Genomic DNA, 21385 nt, shown 5'->3' on the forward strand with positions numbered 1-21385 from the left:
CGCAGCGCCAGATTTGGGGCCGCCGTAGGTCGCGCAGATCGGTGATGCTGCGGTTTTAGGCCAGAGCCGCCATCCCGAACATCAACCGGCCGTACTCGGCGCCCGCATTCCACTCAGCGTGGGCAATGTGGCGCGCATCGCATCCAGAAACCGCCGCAGCCGCGCCGGGTAGAACCGCGCATGCGGATAGACCAGATACACCGGCAACGGCGCCGCCTGCCACGCGGGCGCCAAGTGCCGCAGGCGGCCCTGGCGCAGGTCGGCCTCCACGGCCCAGGCGGAGGCAATCGCCGCGCCCAGGCCGGCCAGCGCCGCGCTGCGCAGGGCGTAGAGGCTGTCGGTGCCCATGCGCGGGTGGATGGCGAAGCGCTCCACCGCGCCGTCCGGCAGGCGGGTGAGGGACACCTCGCGCTGGTAGTAGGTGCGCAGGGCCAGCCAGGGCAGGTCGCGCAGCGCGCTCGCGTGCTCTGGCACCGCGCCGCCCGGCAGCAGCTGCGGCGCCGCGACCACGATGCGCGGCACCTCGGCCAGGTGGATGGCGACCACAGAAGGGTCGTCCACCGCCCCGACCTGCACGGCGCAGTCGATGCCCTCGGCGATGAAGTCGGGCCGGCGGTCGTGCAGCAGCCACTCGACCGACACCTCGGGATACTGCCGCAGGTAGTCTACCAACGGCGCGATGAGCTGCTCCTGTCCGAAGGCATGCGGCACCAGCACGCGCAGCGTGCCGCGCGGGGCATCGTGCGCGCCGCGCAGGTCGGCCTCCATCGCGCGCCAGTCGTCCAGCAGCGCCTTGGCATGCGCGAAGCAGCGCTCGCCGTCTTCGGTGAGCTTCATGACATGGGTGGAGCGCTGCAGCAGCCTGAGTCCCAGCGACCGCTCCAGCGCCTGCAGACGCCGGCTCACCGTGGGTTGTGTGGTGCCCAACTGCTGCGCGGCGGCCGACAGGTTGCCGGCCTCGACGATGCGCACGAAGGTCTGCATCAGTTCGATGCGGTCCACGCCGGCAAGGGGTGTGGCGGCAGATGGGGTGGCGGCTCGCTTCATGCGCCAAGCGTATAGCAGATCTGCGCCGCAGCCCACTACCCAGACGGGGTTGCATCGCACACACTCCGCCCCATCGCTTTTCATTCAAGGGTCTTCCCCATGTCTTCCATTCCCAACGCGCATGCAGCCCCCGGTGGTGGTTCCACGGGCGTGCCGGCTCCGCTGTTATTGCTGCTGGCCACGGCCGCGGGCCTGAGCGTGGCCTCTCTCTACTACAGCCAGCCCATGCTGGGCGTGCTGGGCGCGGACATCCACGCCGGCGACCGGGCGGTGGGCCTGGTGCCCACGCTCACGCAACTGGGCTATGCGCTGGGCATCCTGCTGCTGGCCCCGCTGGGCGACCGCTACGACCGCCGCCGCATCATCCTGGCCAAGGCGGCGGTCCTCGCCCTGGCCCTGCTGCTGAGCGGCTTCGCGCCGGGCATCGGCTGGCTGCTGGCCGCCAGCCTGGCCGTGGGGCTGTCCGCGACACTGGCCCAGGACGTGGTGCCGGCCGCGGCCACCCTGGCACCCGTGGCGCACCGCGGCAAGGTGGTGGGCACGGTGATGACCGGGCTGCTGCTGGGCATCTTGCTGTCGCGCGTGGTGAGCGGTTTCGTGGCCGAGCATTTCGGCTGGCGCGCGGTGTACGTGGCGGCGGCGGGCGCCATCGCACTCGTGGGGGTGGCCGCATGGCGTGGCCTGCCGAAGTTCGAGCCCACGACCACGCTGCCCTACCGGGCGCTGATCGGTTCGATGGTGGCGCTTTGGCGCCGCCATGGAGCGCTGCGCCGCGCGGCCTGGGCGCAGGGGCTGCTGTCGATGGGGTTCAGCGCGTTCTGGTCCACGCTGGCGGTGATGCTGCACGGCTCGTTCCACCTGGGCAGCGCCGCGGCCGGGGCCTTCGGGCTGGCGGGGGCGGCGGGTGCCCTGGCCGCGCCGCTGGCCGGCCGCATCGCCGACCGCAGCGGCCCGGAGCGGGTGACGCGGCTCGGCGCCGGGCTGGCCGTGGTCTCGTTCGCCGCCATGGGCCTGGCCCACTGGCTGCCGCCGCAAGCCCAGCTGGGGCTGATCGTGGCGAGCGCCATCGGGTTCGACTTCGGGGTGCAGGCCACGCTGGTGGCGCATCAGACCATCGTGTACGGCATCGAGCCCGCCGCCCGCAGCCGCCTGAATGCGCTGCTGTTCACCGGCATGTTCGTGGGCATGTCGGCCGGTGCGGCGCTGGGTAGCCTGGCGCTGGCGCAATGGGGCTGGCTGGGGGTGGTGGCGCTGGCCACCGCTGCCTCGGCCACGGCCCTGGCCGTGCGGTGCCTGCCGGGCCGCGGGGCCGCCACCGCCGCGGCGATCTGAGCGTGTGGAGCGCGGTGCTCAGGCGGCAGCGGGGTCCGCGCCCGCCAGCACCGGGCCGAAGCTGCGGTCCCACAGCGGCGCCACCTGGGCCTTGCCGTCGAGCACGCCCAGTTGCAGGAAGGCATCGGCCACGGACTGGTGGCCCTGCACCACGGCATCGGTCACGGGGCGAAGGTCGTAGTCGGTGCTGCGGTTGTTCCACAGCTCGATCAGATCGCCCACCGGCACCCGGGTTTCGGCGGCCTGGGCCCGCGCGTAGTCCAGGTAATTGCCGTTAGCCCACAGGTAGGCGCGGCGCAGCCGCTGCAGGTAGTCGGCCAATGCCGCATGGCGCAGTGGATCGGCCACCGCGCGCGGGTTGGCGTAGAGCGGAAAGTTGCCAGAGAGGTACCCCACCCCGGTCTTGAGCACCCGCGCGCCGTAGCGCAGCCGGGCGATCTGCCCGTTGTAGCCGTAGATGGCCCAGGCATCCAGGTCGCCCCGGTCGAAGGCCGACAGGCCATCGGACGGCGTGAGGCTGACCGGCGTGATGTCCGCGAACGACAGGCCCGCCTCGGCCAACTGGCGGCTCAGGAAGTAATGCGAGGTGGTGGCCCGCACATAGCCCACGCGCTTGCCTTTCAAATCAGCGATGCGGTGGATGGGCGCGTCCTTGCGCGCCAGCGTGACCTGGTTGTTGAGGTCCTCGCGCGTCACGGCCACGAAGCGCACCTGGGCCTTTTGCCGCGCCGCGAACAGCGCGGGGATTTCGCTGCCCGACCCCAGGTCCAGCGCATCGCCGTTGATGGCCTCGATGTGCAGCACGCCGTTGTTCAGCTCGCGCCACTCGATGCGGTAGGGCGTGTTGGCCAGGCCGGCCGCGCTGATCAGCGGGCGCCACAGGCCCTTGTAGGTGCCGATGCGCAAGGTGACGCCGGACAGGTCGGTCCCCGCAGCCGGTGGCCGCGCCAGGGCCGGCAGGCCCAGCGCGGCGGCGGCACCGGTGGCCAGCGAGCGTTGCAGCAGCGCGCGGCGCTGCGGGGACGGGGGATGGGTGGCGGTGTCGGGGCGCATGGCGGGTTCTCGCTTCGGGCGGTTTGGTCGAAGGCCCGAGCGTGCGGCCGGCGGGCGCCGTCGCCAACGATGGATCCGTAGCAAGCTCATGCGGAAAAGCCTCGACGGCCCCCGGGGTGCGCCTCATGCCGAAACCGCATGTGTTCACGCGCTTTTCTTCGTTGGTGGGGGCGCCGCACGCTCCTAAGGTGGGCGCAGTCCCCTCCTTCGTCTCCGACCGAAAGCCCGACCCACGATGTCTGCCGTTCTCTCGCTCCCGACCGCCGCGCTGCAGCGCCGCCCCGATCCCCAGCGCAAGGACTGGTTCGACGCGCCGCCGCCGCGCCCCACGGTCGAGGCCGAGCGCCGCCACCGGCAGGAGCAGCTCGCGGTGGCGTTTCGCCTGTTCGCGCGGCATGGCTTCGACCACGGGCTGGCGGGCCACATCACGGCGCGCGATCCCGAGTGGCACGACCACTTCTGGGTGAACCCGCTGGGCCTGCACTTCTCGCGCATCCGCGTGTCGGACCTGCTGCTGGTGAACGCGCGCGGCGAGATCGCCATCGGCGAGGGGCCGCTCAACCGCGCGGCGTTCGCCATCCACGCGGCGCTGCACGAGGCGCGGCCCGACATCGTGGCCGCCGCGCACACGCACTCCACGTACGGCAAGGCATGGTCCACGCTGGGGCGCAGGCTCGATCCGCTGTCGCAGGACGCCTGCATCTTCTACGAGGACCATGCGCTGTTCGACGACTTCACGGGCGTAGTGTGGGAAACGGACGAGGGCTTTCGCATCAGCGAGGCGCTGGGTGCGCGCAAGGCGGTCATCCTGAAGAACCACGGCATCCTCACGGCCGGGCCCAGCGTGGAGTCGGCCGCGTGGTGGTACATCGCGCTGGAAAACGCCTGCCACACCCAGTTGCTGGCCGAGGCCGCCGGCACGCCGCAGCCCATCCGGCACGAGGTGGCGCGCCACACCCATGGGCAGATCGGCGGGCCGGGCGGGGCGCATTTCACGTTCAAGAGCCTGTTCGAGACCGTGGTGCGCGAAGACCCCGGGGTGCTGCAGTGAACGCACCGCTCACCGCCGGCCAGCGGGCCCGCACGCTGGCCGCCGAGTTCGGCGCGCGCGCGGCGGCGCACGACCGCGAGGCCAGTTTTCCGCACCAGAACTTCGCCGACTTGCAGCAGGCCGGGCTGCTGGCGCTCGCCGCACCCCGGTCCCTGGGCGGGCAGGGCGCGAGTGCCGCGCAACTGGGCGAAGTGGTCGGCGCGGTGGCGCAAGGCTGCCCCGCCACGGCCCTGGTGTTGACGATGCAATACATCCAGCACCGCGGCATGGGCCGGCCAGGCTCCGCGTGGCCGGTGGAGCGGGCCCGCCAGCTGGTGCACGAGGCGGTGCAGGGCGTGTCGCTCATCAACGCGCTGCGGGTGGAGCCCGAGCTGGGCTCGCCCGCGCGCGGCGGGCTGCCGGCCACCGTGGCGCGGCGCACGGCAGAGGGCTGGCGGCTCAGCGGGCACAAGGTGTACAGCACCGGCGCGCCGGCGCTGCGCTGGTACGTGGTGTGGGCGCGCACGGACGATGCCGAACCGCGCACGGGCTCCTTCCTCGTGCGGGCCGGCCAGCCCGGCGTGCGCATCGAGCCCACATGGGACCACCTGGGCCTGCGGGCCAGCGGCAGCCACGATGTGCTGTTCGATGAGGTGGCGGTGCCCGCCGACCACGTGCTGGAGTTGAGGCTCCCCAAGGACTGGGCGCGCGGCGAGCCCGCCATGCAGGCCGAGATGGCGGTGATGCTGGGCTCGCTCTACACCGGCGTGGCCCGCGCGGCGCGCCACTGGCTGGTGGGTTTTCTGCAGGAGCGAAAGCCGGCCAGCCTGGGCGCGCCGCTGGCCACGCTGGCGCGCGCGCAGGAGGCGGTGGGCCGCATCGAAGGCCTGCTGTTCACCAACGACCGGCTCATCGCCGGGCTGGCCGCCGCGCTCGACACCGGCGCTCCGCTGCCCTCCGAGGAGAGCGGGCTGGTCAAGGCCATCACCACCCACAACGCCATCGAAGCGGTGCAGTCGGCCCTGGCGCTGACCAGCAACCACGGCCTGGCGCGCAAAAACCCGCTGGAGCGCCACCTGCGCGACGTGCTGTGCGGGCGCGTGCACACCCCGCAGGACGACAGCGTGTACCTGGCGGCCGGGCGCCGCGCGCTGGGGCTGTGATCGTTGGCGCGCGGGGCGCGGTGGCGCCGTCTCCTTCCTTTTCCTCAGCCTTTTTTCTTCCCTTTCAGAACACGGAGCTTCCATGGCCTTGCAACGGCGACATTTCCACCGCTTCATGACGGCCTCGGTGGCCGCGGCGTCCTTTCTCTCGCCCGTGCTGGGTCACGCGCAGCAGCGGATCGCACTGCGCGCGGGCGACCAGAAGGGCGGGCTGCGCGCGCTGCTGGAGGCGGCGGGCGAGTTGAAGGGCCTGCCCTATGACATCCAGTGGAGCGAGTTCCCGGCCGCCGCCCCGTTGGCCGAGGCGCTGAACGCGAACGCGGTGGACTTCGGCCCCATCGGCGACGCGCCGCTGCTCTTCACCCTGGCGGCCGGCAGCCAGGTGCGGGCATTCGCCGCCAACCGCTCCGACCCGTACGGCACGGCGGTGCTGGTGCGGCCCGACTCACCCTTGAAGACGGCGGCCGACCTCAAGGGCAAGCGCATCGCCACCAACCGCGGCTCCATCGGCCACTTCGTCACGCTCAAGGCGCTGGAGTCCGCGGGCCTGAAGGGTGCGGACGCCGACGTGCGGTTCATCCCGCCGGCCGACTCCAAGCTCGCGCTCACCCAGGGCTCGGTCGATGCCTGGGCCACCTGGGAGCCCTACACGGCGCTGGCCGAGACGAGCGGGCATGCGCGCGTGCTGGTCAACGGGCGGGGTTTGTCGAGCGGGCTCAGCTTTCTCGCGGCCACGCAGGGGGCGCTGGATACCAAACGCGAGGCCCTGCACGACTTCAAGGAGCGCGTGGAGCGCGCGCAACTCTGGTCGTACCGTAACGCCCGGCCGTTCGCTGAATCGCTGTCGCGCATCATCGGCATCCCGGTGGAGGCGGCGCAACTGCAGTTCGAGCGCCGCGCGACGAAATGGGTGGACATCGACGCCGCGGTGGTGGCCGACCAGCAGCGCACGGCCGACTTCTACCTGGCGGCCGGGCTGCTGCGCCAGCGGCTGGACGTGCGGCAGACCTTCGATACGGGGTTCAACCGGGGCCAGGCGTGAGCCGGGGCCTTGGCTGGAGTTTTGGATGAAATATGCCTCCGGAACAATATCCACTAGGGCATATTGCTATAAAATAAATAGCAATTGAATCCACCCGGTGCCGGGCGGGCGTGGGTCGAGGCCTGCTGCGACCCACCGCCCGGCCATCCCGAACGGCCCGAAACCCCAGCGCGGGAAAAGATCGTTTTGCCACGACTTCGGCGCGGCTACATAACCGCAATGTCTTAGCACCCAATTTCAGGGTCGTTGGCGTTTGGGGTGCAAGCCCGTACATTCCCGCATCCGCATTTTTCCTTTTCAGCGCCGCCGCGGCCTGCGGGCCCCGGTGGCGCCATGGCATTTTCATGATCGATTTACGGGGTATCACCCAGATTTACCAGGGCTCGCAGGGGCCGGTGGAGGCGCTGCGCGGCATCGACCTGCACATCACGCCGGGCGAAGTGTTCGGCATCATCGGGCGTAGCGGTGCGGGCAAGAGCTCGCTGGTGCGCGTCATCAACCTGCTGAACCGACCCACCCGGGGCGAGGTGATCGTGGCGGGTCGCGACCTGACCCGGCTCAATGATGCGCAACTGCGCGAGGCGCGGCGCGAGATCGGCATGGTGTTCCAGCACTTCAACCTGCTGTCCTCACGCACGGTGTTCGAGAACGCGGCCCTGCCGCTGGAACTGGCCGGCATGGACAAGGCGGCCATCCGCGGCCGGGTCGATCCGCTGCTGGAGCTGGTGGGCCTGTCGGCCCTGCGCGACCGCTATCCGGCGCAGATCAGCGGTGGGCAAAAGCAGCGCGTGGGCATCGCCCGGGCACTGGCCAGCCGGCCCAAGGTGCTGCTGTCGGACGAGGCCACCTCGGCCCTCGACCCGGAAACGACCCGCTCCATCCTTGCGCTGCTGCGCCAGGTGAACCAGGAGCTGGGCCTGACGGTGGTGCTCATCACCCACCAGATGCAGGTCATCAAGCAGGTGGCCGACCGCGTGGCCGTGATCGATGCCGGCCGCATCGTGGAGCAGGGCCCGGTGCTGGACGTTTTCACCCGGCCCCAGCAGCCCATCACCAAAAGCCTGATCGACGAGATCGTGCCGCAGGAACTGCCCGCCAGCGTGTTGGACCACGTGCGCCACCTGGCGTCGCAGCTGCGGGCCGCGGGCCAGGGCGGCGTGGGCCAGCTGCTGCGCCTGTCGTATGCCGGCGAGCGCGCCTACCAGCCCATCCTGTCGCGCCTGATCCGTGAGCACGGGCTGGACCTGTCGATCCTGCACGGGCAGATCGACGAGATCCAGGGCCAGACCTTCGGCTCGCTCGCGGTGTATGCCAGCGGCGACGCCGCGCGGCTGGCCACGGCGATCGCGCAATTGCGCACTGAAGGGGTGGTGGTGCAGGAAGTGCAAGCGAGCGAAGAGAGCGGGGCCTGAGATGTTCGAGAATTTTTCGGAAATGATGCTGGAGCTGTTTGCCACCTCGCTGTGGGAGACGGTCATCATGGTGGGCATCTCGGGCGTGGTCGGCGCGCTGCTGGGCATCCCGCTGGGCGTGTTCCTGCGGCTGACCGACCGCGGCGGCGTGCTGGAGAACGGCCCGCTGAACAAAACGGTGGGCTGGATCGTGAACGCAGTGCGCTCCACGCCGTTCATCATCCTGCTGGTGGCGATCATCCCGTTCACGCGGCTCATCACCGGCTCGTCCATCGGCACGGCCGCGGCCGTGGTGCCGCTGACGCTGGCCGCGGCGCCGTTCGTGGCGCGGCTGGTGGAAGCCTCGCTGCGCGAGGTGGACAACGGCCTGATCGAGGCGGCCCAGGCCATGGGCGCCACCACGGGGCAGATCGTCTGGAAGGTGCTGCTGCCCGAGGCGCTGCCCGGCATCGTCGCGGGCCTGACCATCACCTTCGTCAGCCTGACGGGCTACTCCGCCATGGCTGGCGCGATCGGCGGCGGCGGCCTGGGCGACCTGGGCATCCGCTACGGCTACCAGCGTTTCCTGCCCGATGTGATGCTGGCGGTGGTGGTGGTGCTGATCTTCTTCGTGCAGGCCGTGCAGAGCCTGGGCGACTGGGCGGTGCGCCGGCTGAGCCACCGCTGAGCGGCCCGCAGGGAGGGCGCGCGGGCCGGATCACCTGGTCCGGCGGCCGCCCGAATCAAGGGGTGGATCCAGGGTCTGCCGGCACCCGGTAGTGGTAGCGGTAGGTGTCGGTGAACCCCAGCGCGGCGTACAGCCGCCGGGCCGTGGCGTTCTCGCCGCGCACCTGCAGGTAGGCCGAACCCGCGCCGCCCGTGCGGCCCCATTGCATCAGCGCCTGGACCAGCGCTCTGCCATGGCCCTGACCGCGGTGCGCGGGCGCCACCACGATGTCGAACAAGCCGACGGCCCCGCGCTCGCGCACACCCAGACCGAAGCCCACGGCGCGGCCGTGCTGGCGCACGGTGGCGAAGGCGCAGGGCAGGGCGATCGACTGCACCATGGCATGGTGCGTGGCGTGGTGCGCCGCTGCCACGCCGTTGGCGGCGGCGAACCCGTCCAGCCATTCGGCCGTTGGCGCCTGCGCGATTTCCACCGAGGGCTGCAGCGGCGCGCCCTCCGGCAGAGGCGCCTGCATGACCCACGTGGGCTCGAAAAGCGCATAGCCCGCGTCCTGCAGCGACTGCTCGGCGCTGGCGCTCACCAGCGGCGAGATCCGGAACACGGGCCGCAGGCCCTGGCTGGCGTAGAGCGCTTGCGCCGCCTCGAGCACGCCGTCGAACGGCATTCCGGGCTCCAGCGCATTGACCGAATTGGCCCGCTTGGTGAAACCGCCGGACAGGCGGAACACCCAGCCCTGGTGGAAAACGGTCTGGCGGGCGGGCCAGGCATTGAACGCGCGTTCTTCCAGCGCACGCACGGTGGGCAGGTCGAAATCCGGAGCAGAGGTGGCATGGGAAGGCATGCAGGATTTATAGCAGCGCCATCTGCCCTTGTTTTTATGTCCACCTGTAGTAAGGAAATGAAAACGTATTCTTATGGGTTTTATAAGGCAAACCCTAAGATGCCCACATCTCTTCTCAAAAGGTGTTTTCCGTGAACAAGCGTTTCCTGCTGCAATCGACCCTCGCCCTGGCCCTGGCCGCTGGCTTCCAGACCGGCGCCCTGGCGCAGGACAAGCCGCTGAAGATTGGCGTCACCGCCGGCCCGCATGCGCAGATCTTCGAACAGGTCAAGAAGGTCGCTGAAAAGGACGGCCTCAAGCTCCAGATCGTCGAGTTCAGCGACTACGTGCAGCCCAATGCGGCGCTGGCGTCCGGCGACCTGGATGCCAACAGCTACCAGCACAAGCCCTACCTGGACGCGCAGGTCAAGGACCGTGGCTACAAGCTTGTGTCGGCGGGCTACACGGTCAACTTCCCGATCGGCCTGTATTCCAAGAAGGTCAAGAAGCTCGAAGACCTGAAGGAAGGCGCCAAGTTCGGCATTCCCAACGACCCGACCAACGGCGGTCGCGTGCTGCTGGTGCTGCAGGACAAGGGCCTCATCAAGCTCAAGGAAGGCGCCGGCCTGAAGGCCACGCCGCTGGACGTCGTCTCCAACCCCAAGAAGCTGAAGTTCGTCGAACTCGATGCCGCGCAGCTGGCCCGCTCGCTGGACGATCTGGACGCCGCCGCGGTCAACACCAACTTCGCGCTGTCCGCCGGTCTGAACCCCGCCAAGGACGCCATCGCGCAGGAAAGCGCCAAGAGCCCCTACGTCAACCTGATCGCCGTGCGCGAGGCCGACAAGGACAAGCCCTGGGTCGCCAAGCTCGTGAAGGCCTACCAGTCGGAAGAAATCCGCCAGTACATCCAGACGGAATTCAAGGGCGCCGTGCTGCCGGGCTTCTGATCGGCCCGCGTTCGATCAAGCCGCCAGCGCCTTCCCGGGTGCTGGCGGCTTTTTTCATGGGTGCGGGGCGCCGAGGTGGGCCGTCAACGAGTTAACGGGCTGCTTAGATGTTTTTCGATGGAGAAACCGATTTTTTATTCGTTGGATTCGCGCCGAAGCGGTTCTACATTGGCTTGGACGGCCAGGCCCCGCCAAACGGGCGGCTGCAGCCACCCATTCACACAGGTCCAAAGGAACGATCCATGTCCACCGCTGTGCAAGACACCGAACTGCCCACCGCATTGCAAGCCGCCCACAACGACGCTCAGGCCTCGGGCCTGGCCCACGCCGGCGGCGTGCCGCCCACGGTCGCGTGGGACCTCTTCACCGCGGGCCAGGCCCTGCTGGTGGATGTGCGATCAGGCGAGGAACGCAAGTTCGTCGGCCATGTGCCGGGCAGCCTGCACGTGGCCTGGGCCACGGGCACGGCGCTCACCCGCAACCCCCGCTTCGTGCGCGAACTGGAGGCCGCCATCACCAAGGCCGCCACGCGCGATGCCCCCGTGCTGCTGCTGTGCCGCAGCGGCAAGCGCTCGGTGCTGGCGGCGGAGGCCGCGGCCAAGGCGGGCTTGCAGAATGTCTTCAATGTGACCGAGGGCTTCGAAGGCGAGATCGACGACCGCCAGCAGCGCGGCGCGTCGGACGGCTGGCGCCATCACCGCCTGCCCTGGGTGCAGGACTGACGGCGGCCTCGCGGCCCCACCGACGGCCCGCTGCGGGCCGCCATTTTTTCATCCCAGGCAGGAGGCCTTGATGGCTGTCTTCGAGATCGATCACATCGTGCAGTCGCTGCACGCCGTCCGCCGCGAATGGCGCGATTCGCAAAAGCGCTCCCAGGAGCCGGGCGGGCGCGAATTTCCGTCGCGCGATGCGCTGGCGCAGGCGCTGGAGCAACTGAAGGGCGCGCTCTTTCCCATGCGGCTGGGGCCGCACGACCTGTGCCAGGAAAGCGAGGACTGGTACGTGGGCCACACGCTCGATCTGGCGCTGCACACCTTGCTGGCGCAGATCCGGCTGGAGCTGCGCTACGTCGCGCGCCAGCAGGGCACGGGCGACGGCACGGCCATCGAGCCGCAGGCGCTGGAGGCCGCGCAGGCGTTCGCCGCATCGCTGCCGGACATCCGCCGGCTGCTGGACAGCGACGTGCTCGCCGCCTACCAGGGCGACCCCGCCGCGCGCAGCGTGGACGAGGTGCTGCTGTGCTATCCGGGCGTGCTGGCCATGATCCACCACCGCATCGCGCACCGCCTCTACACGCTGGGCCTGCCGCTGCTGGCGCGCATCGTGGCCGAACTGGCGCACGGCCAGACCGGCATCGACATCCATCCGGGCGCGCAGATCGGGGCGGGTTTTTTCATCGACCACGGCACAGGCGTCGTGATCGGCGAGACGGCGGTGATCGGTGAGCGCGTGCGCCTGTACCAGGCCGTCACGCTGGGCGCCAAGCGCTTTCCCACGGATGCCGACGGGACTCTGCAGAAAGGTTTGCCGCGCCATCCGATCGTGGAGGACGACGTGGTCATCTATGCGGGCGCGACCGTGCTGGGCCGGGTCACTCTGGGACGTGGGGCAGTCATCGGCGGCAACGTGTGGGTTACCCATGACGTGCCGCCGGGCGGCAACGTCACGCAGGCGGTGTCGCGAGAAGGGTAGGTGCGGCGCAGTCCCCGAAAACAGGGCGCAGCGCTGTAAAAGTATCAGCAAAAAGAAACAGGGAAACGCATGTCTGTACTGATCAAGAACTTCGGGGTCGCGGTGCGCCAGTCGCGCGAGGCGCAAGGCTGGTCGCAGGAACGGCTGGCCGAGCATTCGGACCTGAACCGCTCCTACGTCGGGGAGATCGAGCGGGGTGCCGCCATCGCCTCGCTGCTCACGGTGGAAAAGCTGGCCGGCGCCCTGGGCGTGCGGCCCTCGGCGCTGGTCACGCGGGGCGAGTCGATCGGCCATGCGAATCTCGTGCGGGGACTGCAATTGACGGCTATAGCCTGTTGAGCGATGCGTTGGAAGCTTTGACACTGCCCAGGCTTTCTTCAACAACGCACGGAGTTTTCCATGTCTGCAACTGTGGGCGGTACGACCGCCTTGGGTGACAACGCCGCACGGCAATTGGCCAACGCGACCAAGACGGTCCCCCAACTCGAAACCATCAGCCCCCGCTGGCTCACGCACCTGCTGCAATGGGTGCCGGTGGAGGCGGGCATCTACCGCCTGAACAAGGTCAAGAACCCGGAATCCATCCGCGTCACCTGCACGGCCAAGGAAGAAGAAAACCAGCTGCCGCGCACCTTCGTCGACTACGAAGAAAACCCGCGCGAATTCTTCCTGAACGCCGTGAGCACGGTGCTGGACGTGCACACCCGCGTGTCGGACCTGTACAGCAGCCCGCACGACCAGATCAAGGAGCAGCTGCGCCTGACGATCGAGACGATCAAGGAAAACCAGGAAAGCGAGCTCATCAACAACCCCGACTACGGCCTGCTGGCCCAGGTGACCGACGCGCAGCGCATCTTCCCGCTCACCGGTGCGCCCACGCCGGACGACCTGGACGAGCTGCTCACCAAGGTGTGGAAGGAGCCCGCATTCTTCCTCACCCACCCGCTCGCCATTGCCGCTTTCGGCCGCGAGGCCACGCGCCGCGGCACGCCGCCGCCCACGGTGAGCCTGTTCGGCTCGCAGTTCATCACGTGGCGCGGCATTCCGCTCATTCCGTCCGACAAGGTGCCGGTGGCCGACGGCAAGAGCAAGATCCTGCTGCTGCGCGTGGGCGACAAGCGCCAGGGCGTGGTGGGCCTGTTCCAGCCGGGCCTGGCGGGCGAGCAGGGGCCGGGCCTGTCGGTGCGCTTCATGGGGATCAACAACCACGCCATCGCGTCCGACCTGATCTCGCAGTACTGCTCGCTGGCCGTGCTCACCAGCGATGCGCTGGCCGTGCTGGACGATGTCGAGGTGAACAAGTACCACGACTACCCGGACACCTACAAGTGAAGCGCAAGGAGCGGCCATGACCCTCGCTTCCTTCTCGCCGGGCGCCGACGCGTCCGGCGCCCCCATCGACCCGGCGCTGATCGCACGCATGGCCAATGCCCTGTTCTCGGCGCTGCCGGGCGAGGCGGCATCGCCTGCAGGCGTGCACTCCGCGGGCGGCCTGCCTTCGGTGCCGCCTGCGTCCGTGCCCGGCCTGGGCGCCGTGCCGCCGGGCGTGCAGGCGCCGGCCAACATCGCGCCGCCCGGCTCGCCCCTGGCCAGCCCCGCCGGCTTCGGGCCCAGCGTGCCCGGCACGCCGATCCCGCAGGGCCAGGTGCCCGGCACCAACCTGCTGCCGGCTTCGCCCACGCAGGTGCTGTCGCTCGGCCACCGCGCCCCCGCGCTGCTGCCGCACGCCACGGCGGCCAACGGCCTGCCCGACACGGTGGTGAGCACGCTGCCGGCCTACGAGCCGCGCCTTGGCAGCGGGGTGCTGGGCGTGCCCGAGGCCTCGGGCGCGAGCGCGTCGCAGGCCGCCGCCTATCCGGCAGCGCCTGCCTCTCCGGCCTCGCCTTACTACTTCGTCGGCGAGCGCCATGCACAGCCATCGCCTGGGGGCGCGCCGGTGCCCAGGGCGCCGTCCGGCGACCGGCTGGATGCGCTGGCGCGCCTGCCGTTCGCGCAGCCGCAGGCAGCGCATGCGGGCCAGGCCCCGGCCGCACCGGCCGGCCTGGCGGCCACGCCGTCGTCCGATCCGAAGTTCTACTTCGTGGACGCGGTGGTGCTGCCCAGCGGCTACGTCACCCCGGCCAAGCCCGCGCCGCACGGTACGGTGCCGCTGGCGGGCCAGGGGCAGCACCCGCCGTTCGACGTGCACGCCATCCGGCGCGACTTTCCCGTGCTGTCCGAGCGCGTGAACGGCCGCCAGCTGGTGTGGTTCGACAATGCGGCTACCACGCACAAGCCGAAGGCGGTGATCGACCGCATCAGCCACTTCTACGCGCACGAGAACTCGAACATCCACCGCGCGGCGCATGAACTTGCCGCCCGCGCCACGGATGCCTACGAAGGCGCCCGCCAGCGCGTGAAGACGTTCATCAACGCGCCCGACGTGAACGAGGTGATCTTCGTGCGCGGCACCACCGAGGCCATCAACCTGGTGGCCAAGAGCTGGGGCGGCCAGCACGTGGGCGAGGGCGACGAGATCATCGTCAGCCATCTGGAGCACCACGCCAACATCGTGCCCTGGCAGCAACTCGCTGCCGCCAAGGGGGCGAGGCTGCGCGTGATTCCGGTGGACGACTCGGGCCAGGTGCTGCTCGATGAGTACCAGAAGCTCCTGAACGACCGCACGAAGATCGTTGCCGTCACGCAGGTCTCCAACGCGTTGGGCACCGTGGTGCCGGTCAAGGAGATCGTGGCGCTGGCCCACCGTGCGGGCGCGAAGGCGCTGGTCGATGGCGCGCAGTCGGTCTCGCACATGCGGGTGGACGTGCAGGACATCGGGGCGGACTTCTTCGTGTTCTCGGGCCACAAGGTGTTCGGGCCGACCGGCATCGGCGTGGTCTGGGGCAAGCGCGAAGTGCTCGAAGACATGCCCCCGTGGCAGGGCGGCGGCAACATGATTGCCGACGTGACGTTCGAGAAGACCGTGTTCCAGCCGATTCCGAACAAGTTCGAGGCCGGCACGGGCAACATCGCCGACGCGGTGGGCCTGGGCGCGGCGATCGACTACGTGAACCGCGTGGGGATCGAGAACATCGCGCGCTACGAGCACGAGTTGCTGGTGTACGGCATGCAGCAGTTGCGCGCCATCCCGGGCGTGCGGCTGATCGGCACGGCCGACGACAAGGCCAGTGTGATGTCGTTCGTGCTGGCCGGCTACTCGACCGAGGAAGTGGGCAAGGCGCTGAACGACGAAGGCATCGCCGTGCGCACCGGGCACCATTGCGCGCAGCCCATCCTGCGGCGATTCGGCGTGGAGACCACCGTGCGGCCGTCGCTCGCGTTCTACAACACGTTCGACGAGATCGACCGGCTGGTGCATGTGGTGCGCCGCCTCGCCGGCCAGCGCCGCGCCGGGTAGGACAAGCGCGCGTTTGCGCCTTGCCCGCACCCCCGGATGCTGCGCTGCAGCGCCGGGGGTGTTTTGCTCGAAAAAGGCGCAAGCGCAATCGATACTAGGGCATATAGCTACAAAAATAATAGCAAATGGCGCTTTGGCGTTCCTCGAAAGCGGGCCCTGAAGGCGCCGCGCGCAGCGTCGGGACGCCGCAGGCCGTGTCTATCATGGCCCGTTGCGGCACCGCGCCGTTCCGTCTTTTGGCTGTTTCACAAGGAGTGCTCATGGACCAATACCAGATCGCCGTCATCGTCGGCAGTCTCCGAAAGGACTCGTTCAACCGCAAGCTGGCCACGGCGCTGGCCCGGCTCGCACCGCCGGACTTCCACTTCACGCAGCTGCGCATCGACGACCTGCCGCTGTACAACCAGGACGACGATGCCCATCCGGCTCCCGCCGTGCTGCGCCTGAAGACCGAGATCGCCCAGTCGCAGGGCCTGCTGTTCGTCACGCCCGAATACAACCGGTCGATTCCCGGCGTGCTCAAGAACGCGCTGGACCACGCCTCCCGCCCCTATGGGCAGAGCGCCTGGGGTGGCAAGCCGGCCGGCGTGATCGGGGTATCGATCGGCGCCATCGGCACGGCCATGGCCCAGCAGCATCTGCGCAACGTGCTGGCTTACCTCGACGTGCCCACGCTGGGCCAGCCCGAAGCCTTCGTTCAGGCCAAGGATGGCCTGTTCGATGACGACGGCAACATCGGCGAGGCCAGCCGCCAGTTCCTGCAGGGCTGGGTCGAGAAGTACGTGGCCTGGGTCAAGCAGCACGCCAAGCTCTGACCAGCCGCTGGTTTTCAGCGCCTCCAGTCCGGCCGCCCTGTGATGGGTGGCCGGACTTTTTATTTGCCATTCGCGTTATTGGTTGCTAAAGTCAATCAATTGTTTGATGAAGGCAAATGAAAAATGGCGTCAGATCCCCAGGTCGCTCCCGCGCCTGCGCCCGTCCCTTCGGCAGCGGTCAAGGCGCTTCGGCAATTCAACCGGTTTTTCACGCGCCGCATCGGCGTGCTCGACGCCTATCTGGGCAGCGACCTGTCCCTGACCGACGTGCGCGTGCTCTACGAGCTGGCCCACCGCACCGAGCCTGTTGCCACCGACATCGCCAGGGACCTGGGCCTGGACGCCGGCTATCTGAGCCGCATCCTGCGCCGGTTCGAGAAGGCCGGCTGGCTGGAGCGCCGCCCGGGCGCACGGGATGCGCGCCAGAGCCTGCTGCGCCTGACCGACGCCGGACACACCGCGTTCGCCCCGCTGCAGCAGCGCTCGCGCGACGAGGCGGCAGTCATCCTGGCGCGCTTGTCGCCCACGCAGCAGGCCGACGCGCTGGCCGCCATGCAGCGGCTGGAGACGCTGCTGTCTCCCGAGCCGGCCAGCCGCCCCCGCCTCGTGGTGCTGCGCGACCCGGTGCCCGGTGACATGGGCTGGGTGGTGCAGATGCATGGCGAAATCTACTGGCGCGAATACGGCTGGAACCAGGCGTTCGAGGCCATGGTGGCCGAGATCGCCGCGCGATTCGTGCGCGAATTCCAGCCCGGGTTCGACAGGTGCTGGATCGCCGAGGTGGATGGCGAGCGCATAGGGGCGGCCTTCGTGGTGCGCGAGTCCGACACCACCGCCCGGCTGCGCATGCTGATCCTGGCGCCCCAGGCGCGGGGCATGGGACTGGGCGGTCGGCTGGTGGACGAGTGCATCGCCTTCGCGCGGGGCCAGGGCTACGCGGAGATGACGCTGTGGACCAACAGCTGCCTGGCCGCGGCCCGCCACCTGTATGCGCAGCGCGGCTTCACGCTCGTGGCCTCGGAACCCTACACCGCCTACGGCCAGTCCCTGGTGGGCGAGACCTGGACGCGTGCGCTATAGGCGCCTTGCAGCGCACGCAAAAAAAGCCGGCGCAAGGCCGGCTTTCCGGGGACTGCGCAGTTGTCCGGTGGATCAGGCGGCTTCGGCCACGGCTTCCTGGCGGGATTGCGCCACGTGTGCCCGGATGTCGGAATCCGCGCTGTCCAGGGCCTTGGACTTGGCGTCTGGGCCCATGGCCACGCCTTCGGCGCGCACGAAGCGCACGTCGGTGATGCCGAAGAAGGCGAACACGGTCTGCAGGTAGCTCTCCTGGTGTTCCATGGCGCGGCCGGCATCGCTCGTCGAATACACACCGCCGCGGCTGGAGGCGACGATCACCGTCTTGCCCTTGGCCAGGCCCTGTGGGCCAGCGGCGGTATAGGTGAACGTGCGGCCCGGCTGGGCGATGCGGTCGATCCAGGCCTTGAGCTGCGTGGGAATGCCGAAGTTGTAGAGCGGCGCGCCGACGACGATGACATCGGCCGCCAGGAACTGGCTCACCAGCTGTTCGGACACGGCGTTTTCACGGCGCTGTGTTTCACTCAGGCCTTCGGTCTGGCCGGTGCGCGGCGCCATGGCCTCCATCGTGAAATGGGCCGGTGCCTGGGCGACCAGGTCCAGGTGCTGCACTTGCGTGCCGGGATGGGCTTCGACCCACGCCGCCACGGTGCGGGCGGTGAGTTGGCGCGAGACGGACTGTTCGCCGGTGATGGCGGAATCAATGTGCAGCAGTTGCATGGAAGGTTCTCCTCGGGATGGGGGCCGCACCCGGTGTGCAGCGTTGGATAGATTGTGCAGATGAGCGCATTGATTGATAAGTCGGCACGTTTGCGATAGATTGTTCTATGGGTGGAACAATCTGCGAGGGGTGACGGTGCAAGATCTCAACGACATGCTGTATTTCGCCGAGGTGGTCGAGCGCGGAGGGTTTGCCGCTGCGGGCCGGGCGCTCGGCATCCCCAAGTCGCGCCTGTCGCGCCGCGTCTCCGATCTGGAGGCACACCTGGGCGTGCGGCTGCTGCAGCGCACCACGCGCAAGCTGTCGCTCACCGAGGTGGGCGAGGCCTATCTGCGCCACTGCCAGGCCATGCGCGAGTCCGCGCAGGCGGCGGCCGACACGGTGGCCCACGTCCAGGCCGAGCCGCGCGGCACGATCCGCGTGGTGTGCCCCGTCACGATCGCGCAGACCCTGCTGGGCGAGATGATGCCGGTGTTCATGGCGCGCTACCCCCTCGTGCGGGTGGAGATCCAGGTGAGCAACCGCGTGGTCAACCTGGTGGAGGAGGGCGTCGATGTGGCGCTGCGCGTGCGGGCCAAGCTGGACGACAGCGGCAGCATGGTCATCAAGCGGCTGAGCGAGGGCGACCTGCTGCTGGTCGCCAGCCCTGCCCAACTGGCGCGCCAGGGCACGCCGCACACCCTGGAGGAACTGGCGCGCATGGACAGCATCGCCATGTCGGCCGCCGACGGCCGTGCGTCGCTGCGTCTGGTCGGCCCCGGAGGGCAGGAGGCCGTGTGGCAGCACAGCCCGCGCTATGTGGCCGACGACCTGCTCACGCTCAAGTTGGCCGCGCAGGGCGGCGTGGGCATCTGCTGGCTGCCCGACTACATGTGCCAGGACGAGCTGCGCAGTGGCCGGCTGGTGCATCTGCTGCCTGACTGGGCCCCGGAGCGTGGTGTGATGCACGCGGTGTTTCCCTCCCGCCGCGGCCTGACGCCCGCGGTCCGGCGGTTTCTGGACTTTCTGGGCGAGACGCTGCAAGGCGCGACAACGGCGGCGCCGGCATCCGATACCGAGGGCCTCGGCAGCGCGGCATCGATCGCTTCTTAAGATCAATTCGCGATTAATTCAAAAGAATATATTCGTTTGGGTTTTAAGGGCGGAATCGCAGAATGGGCCGCATCCACCGTTGAGGAGCCTGTTCCATGGCCACTGCACTGTCGTTCCGCACCTCCTGTGGGGTTCGAATCTTTCCCTTGTTCCATGCCCTGGCCACCGTGCCCTGCCGGCCATGAGCAGCAGCGCACCCACGCCTTTGTCCGCATCCGGGCGGCCGGTCGGCCGGCTCGACGGCGGAGCGCCGCAGGCGGCCCCGTCCGCACGCACCGCTGCGGGCGGCCCGGTCTCGGTGGTCATCGTCCCGGGCTGGCGCGATTCCGGACCCGGCCACTGGCAGAGCCTGTGGGCGGAGCGGCTGCCCGGCGCACGGCGCGTGGTGCAGGACGACTGGGTCACGCCCGCGCGGGCGCCCTGGGTGGCGGCGCTGGAGCGCACCGTGCTGGAGGCGCCGCACCCCGTCGTGCTGGTGGCGCACAGCCTGGGCTGCATCACCGCGACGCACATGGGCGAACCGGCTGCGGCCCGGGTGCAGGGCGCTTTGCTGGTCGCCCCGGCCGATCCGGAACGCCGGGCGGTGCTGAGCGACTTCGCCCCCGTGCCTTATGCGCCGCTGCCTTACCGCAGCATCCTGGTGGCGAGCAGCAACGATCCCTACTGCCCCATCCGCCTGGCCGGCGCCTACGCGAGGGCCTGGGGCAGCGAGTTCGTTCGCCTGCCGCAGGCGGGGCATGTGAATGTGGACTCGGGCCATGGCGAATGGCCCCTGGGCTGGGCACTGCTGCATTCGCTGGTGGATGGCGCGGAGTGGGGCCTCGGCCAGGGTGCCACGGAGACCCGTTCCGCCGCCTGATGGGGTTGCTATTATTTTTGTAGCTATATGCCCTAGTATCCATTGCACTAGGGGCCTTTTTGGCTGAAACCTGCTGCACCGCCCCTTGTTTTTGCCGGGGTTCTATATTCTGGAAGTCGATTAATTAACAAGAATATATTCTTTTGAGTTTTAAGCACTGCCGCCCACAATCGGTTTCACTTTTTCAGTAACGAGGGCGCAGACATGACTTCCCGGACAAAACTCAAGACTTTCCTGGCCGTGGTGGCCCTGGTGGCTGGCGGCGTCGCGTCGGCACAGACGTCCACGCTGCTGAACGCTTCCTACGACGTGGCCCGCGAGTTCTACAAGGACTACAACCCTGCCTTCGCCGCCCACTACAAGAAGACCACCGGCAAGGACGTGAAGATCGACCAGGCCCATGGCGGCTCCAGCGCCCAGGCCCGTGCGGTGAACGACGGCCTCGACGCCGACGTGGTCACGATGAACACCACGACCGACATCGACTTCCTCGCCACCAACGGCGTGGTCGCCAAGGACTGGGCCAAGCGCTTTCCCAACGATGCATCGCCCACCACCTCGACCATGCTGTTCCTGGTGCGCAAGGGCAATCCCAAGAACATCAAGGACTGGGACGACCTCGCCAAGCCCGGCGTGCAGGTCGTCGTGGTGAACCCCAAGACCGGCGGCAACGGCCGCTACGCCTACTTGGCAGCCTGGGGCAGCGTGCGCGAGAAGGGCGGCACCGACGCCCAGGCCGCTGAGTTCGTGGGCCAGGTGTTCAAGAACGTCCCCGTGCTGGGCAAGGGCGGGCGCGATGCCACCAGCATCTTCCTGCAGCGCAACACGGGCGATGTGCTGATCACGTTCGAATCCGAGGTGCTGTCCATCGAGCGCGAATTCGGCAAGGGCAAGGTCGATGCGGTGTACCCCTCCAGCAGCGTGCTGGCCGAAAACCCCGTCGCGGTGGTCGAGCGCACCGTCGCCAAGAAAGGCACGGGCGAACTGGCCAAGGCCTATCTGGACTACCTCTACTCCGATGAGGCGCAGGAGATCGCGGCCCGCCACGCGCTGCGTCCGCGTTCCGAAGCGGTGCTGAAAAAGCACGCCGACCTGTTCAAGCCCGTCAAGCTGTTTACCGTGGCCAAGTACTTCGGCTCCCTCGGCGAGGCACAGAAGGTGCACTTCAACGACGGCGGTCAGTTCGACAAGCTCTACACCCCCGGCGCCAAGTAAG

General features: G+C 68.9%; 21 protein-coding genes. 17 read left to right on the plus strand and 4 right to left on the minus strand.

Annotated elements, in window-relative coordinates:
* Positions 1-81 precede the first annotated feature (81 nt).
* Positions 82-1047, minus strand: a complete 966-nt coding sequence (locus AVMA1855_RS10760; protein ID WP_284425705.1) for a LysR family transcriptional regulator — start codon at positions 1045-1047, stop codon at positions 82-84.
* Between the two features lie 99 nt (positions 1048-1146).
* Between AVMA1855_RS10760 and AVMA1855_RS10765 the strand changes: the two genes are divergently transcribed.
* Complete coding sequence (locus tag AVMA1855_RS10765; protein WP_284425706.1) at positions 1147-2379, plus strand: MFS transporter; 1233 nt, start codon at positions 1147-1149, stop codon at positions 2377-2379.
* 18 nt (positions 2380-2397) lie between these two features.
* On the opposite strand, the gene AVMA1855_RS10770 is transcribed toward AVMA1855_RS10765, so the two are convergent.
* Positions 2398-3432, minus strand: a complete 1035-nt coding sequence (locus AVMA1855_RS10770; RefSeq protein ID WP_284425707.1) for an ABC transporter substrate-binding protein — start codon at positions 3430-3432, stop codon at positions 2398-2400.
* Positions 3433-3667: 235 nt separating this feature from the next.
* On the opposite strand from AVMA1855_RS10770, the gene AVMA1855_RS10775 reads away from it, so the two are divergent.
* The 5 genes from AVMA1855_RS10775 to AVMA1855_RS10795 all read left to right on the plus strand — a co-directional run bounded on the left by AVMA1855_RS10775 (position 3668) and on the right by AVMA1855_RS10795 (position 8746).
* On the plus strand, positions 3668-4483 hold the full coding sequence (locus AVMA1855_RS10775; RefSeq protein ID WP_284425708.1) for a class II aldolase/adducin family protein: 816 nt from the start codon (positions 3668-3670) through the stop codon (positions 4481-4483).
* A complete protein-coding gene (locus tag AVMA1855_RS10780; RefSeq protein WP_284425709.1) occupies positions 4480-5625 on the plus strand; it encodes an acyl-CoA dehydrogenase family protein in 1146 nt (381 codons plus the stop codon). The genes AVMA1855_RS10775 and AVMA1855_RS10780 overlap by 4 nt, the downstream gene beginning before the upstream one ends.
* Before the next feature lie 82 nt (positions 5626-5707).
* Positions 5708-6667, plus strand: a complete 960-nt coding sequence (locus tag AVMA1855_RS10785) for an ABC transporter substrate-binding protein (RefSeq protein ID WP_284412869.1) — start codon at positions 5708-5710, stop codon at positions 6665-6667.
* 344 nt (positions 6668-7011) lie between these two features.
* Positions 7012-8079, plus strand: a complete 1068-nt coding sequence (locus AVMA1855_RS10790) for a methionine ABC transporter ATP-binding protein (protein WP_284425710.1) — start codon at positions 7012-7014, stop codon at positions 8077-8079.
* Position 8080: 1 nt separating this feature from the next.
* On the plus strand, positions 8081-8746 hold the full coding sequence (locus tag AVMA1855_RS10795) for a methionine ABC transporter permease (RefSeq protein WP_272547794.1): 666 nt from the start codon (positions 8081-8083) through the stop codon (positions 8744-8746).
* 55 nt (positions 8747-8801) lie between these two features.
* Here AVMA1855_RS10795 and AVMA1855_RS10800 read toward each other — a convergent pair whose 3' ends face one another.
* Positions 8802-9587, minus strand: coding sequence for a GNAT family N-acetyltransferase (locus AVMA1855_RS10800; RefSeq protein WP_284425711.1), 786 nt, complete (start codon positions 9585-9587; stop codon positions 8802-8804).
* Positions 9588-9718: 131 nt separating this feature from the next.
* On the opposite strand from AVMA1855_RS10800, the gene AVMA1855_RS10805 reads away from it, so the two are divergent.
* The 8 genes from AVMA1855_RS10805 to AVMA1855_RS10840 all read left to right on the plus strand — a co-directional run bounded on the left by AVMA1855_RS10805 (position 9719) and on the right by AVMA1855_RS10840 (position 17500).
* Positions 9719-10516 (plus strand): MetQ/NlpA family ABC transporter substrate-binding protein, encoded by a 798-nt coding sequence (locus tag AVMA1855_RS10805; protein ID WP_284401167.1) that lies wholly within the window; start codon positions 9719-9721, stop codon positions 10514-10516.
* Between the two features lie 242 nt (positions 10517-10758).
* Positions 10759-11238 (plus strand): rhodanese-like domain-containing protein, encoded by a 480-nt coding sequence (locus AVMA1855_RS10810; protein ID WP_284425712.1) that lies wholly within the window; start codon positions 10759-10761, stop codon positions 11236-11238.
* Between the two features lie 70 nt (positions 11239-11308).
* The gene (gene epsC / locus AVMA1855_RS10815; RefSeq protein WP_284425713.1) at positions 11309-12208 is read left to right on the plus strand and encodes a serine O-acetyltransferase EpsC; all 900 of its coding nucleotides are present in this window, start codon (positions 11309-11311) and stop codon (positions 12206-12208) included.
* A gap of 69 nt (positions 12209-12277) precedes the next feature.
* The gene (locus AVMA1855_RS10820) at positions 12278-12547 is read left to right on the plus strand and encodes a helix-turn-helix domain-containing protein (protein WP_272569047.1); all 270 of its coding nucleotides are present in this window, start codon (positions 12278-12280) and stop codon (positions 12545-12547) included.
* A 60-nt stretch (positions 12548-12607) separates the two neighbouring features.
* Positions 12608-13540, plus strand: coding sequence for a family 2A encapsulin nanocompartment shell protein (locus AVMA1855_RS10825; protein ID WP_284425714.1), 933 nt, complete (start codon positions 12608-12610; stop codon positions 13538-13540).
* Positions 13541-13556: 16 nt separating this feature from the next.
* Positions 13557-15605 carry a family 2A encapsulin nanocompartment cargo protein cysteine desulfurase gene (locus tag AVMA1855_RS10830; RefSeq protein ID WP_284425715.1) on the plus strand — a complete coding sequence of 683 codons (2049 nt, stop codon included), beginning with the start codon at positions 13557-13559 and terminating at the stop codon, positions 15603-15605.
* A gap of 260 nt (positions 15606-15865) precedes the next feature.
* Positions 15866-16420, plus strand: coding sequence for an NADPH-dependent FMN reductase (locus AVMA1855_RS10835; RefSeq protein WP_284412884.1), 555 nt, complete (start codon positions 15866-15868; stop codon positions 16418-16420).
* Between the two features lie 123 nt (positions 16421-16543).
* The gene (locus AVMA1855_RS10840; RefSeq protein ID WP_284425716.1) at positions 16544-17500 is read left to right on the plus strand and encodes a bifunctional helix-turn-helix transcriptional regulator/GNAT family N-acetyltransferase; all 957 of its coding nucleotides are present in this window, start codon (positions 16544-16546) and stop codon (positions 17498-17500) included.
* A gap of 72 nt (positions 17501-17572) precedes the next feature.
* On the opposite strand, the gene AVMA1855_RS10845 is transcribed toward AVMA1855_RS10840, so the two are convergent.
* Positions 17573-18217, minus strand: coding sequence for an FMN-dependent NADH-azoreductase (locus tag AVMA1855_RS10845; protein WP_284425717.1), 645 nt, complete (start codon positions 18215-18217; stop codon positions 17573-17575).
* Between the two features lie 136 nt (positions 18218-18353).
* On the opposite strand from AVMA1855_RS10845, the gene AVMA1855_RS10850 reads away from it, so the two are divergent.
* The 3 genes from AVMA1855_RS10850 to AVMA1855_RS10860 all read left to right on the plus strand — a co-directional run bounded on the left by AVMA1855_RS10850 (position 18354) and on the right by AVMA1855_RS10860 (position 21384).
* Complete coding sequence (locus AVMA1855_RS10850) at positions 18354-19310, plus strand: LysR substrate-binding domain-containing protein (RefSeq protein ID WP_284425718.1); 957 nt, start codon at positions 18354-18356, stop codon at positions 19308-19310.
* A gap of 181 nt (positions 19311-19491) precedes the next feature.
* Positions 19492-20169 (plus strand): RBBP9/YdeN family alpha/beta hydrolase, encoded by a 678-nt coding sequence (locus AVMA1855_RS10855; RefSeq protein WP_284425719.1) that lies wholly within the window; start codon positions 19492-19494, stop codon positions 20167-20169.
* A 204-nt stretch (positions 20170-20373) separates the two neighbouring features.
* Positions 20374-21384, plus strand: a complete 1011-nt coding sequence (locus AVMA1855_RS10860; protein ID WP_272569056.1) for a sulfate ABC transporter substrate-binding protein — start codon at positions 20374-20376, stop codon at positions 21382-21384.
* Position 21385: the final 1 nt, after the last annotated feature.

Origin of the sequence: Acidovorax sp. SUPP1855 (assembly GCF_030158955.1) — a bacterium.
Lineage (GTDB): Bacteria > Pseudomonadota > Gammaproteobacteria > Burkholderiales > Burkholderiaceae_C > Paracidovorax.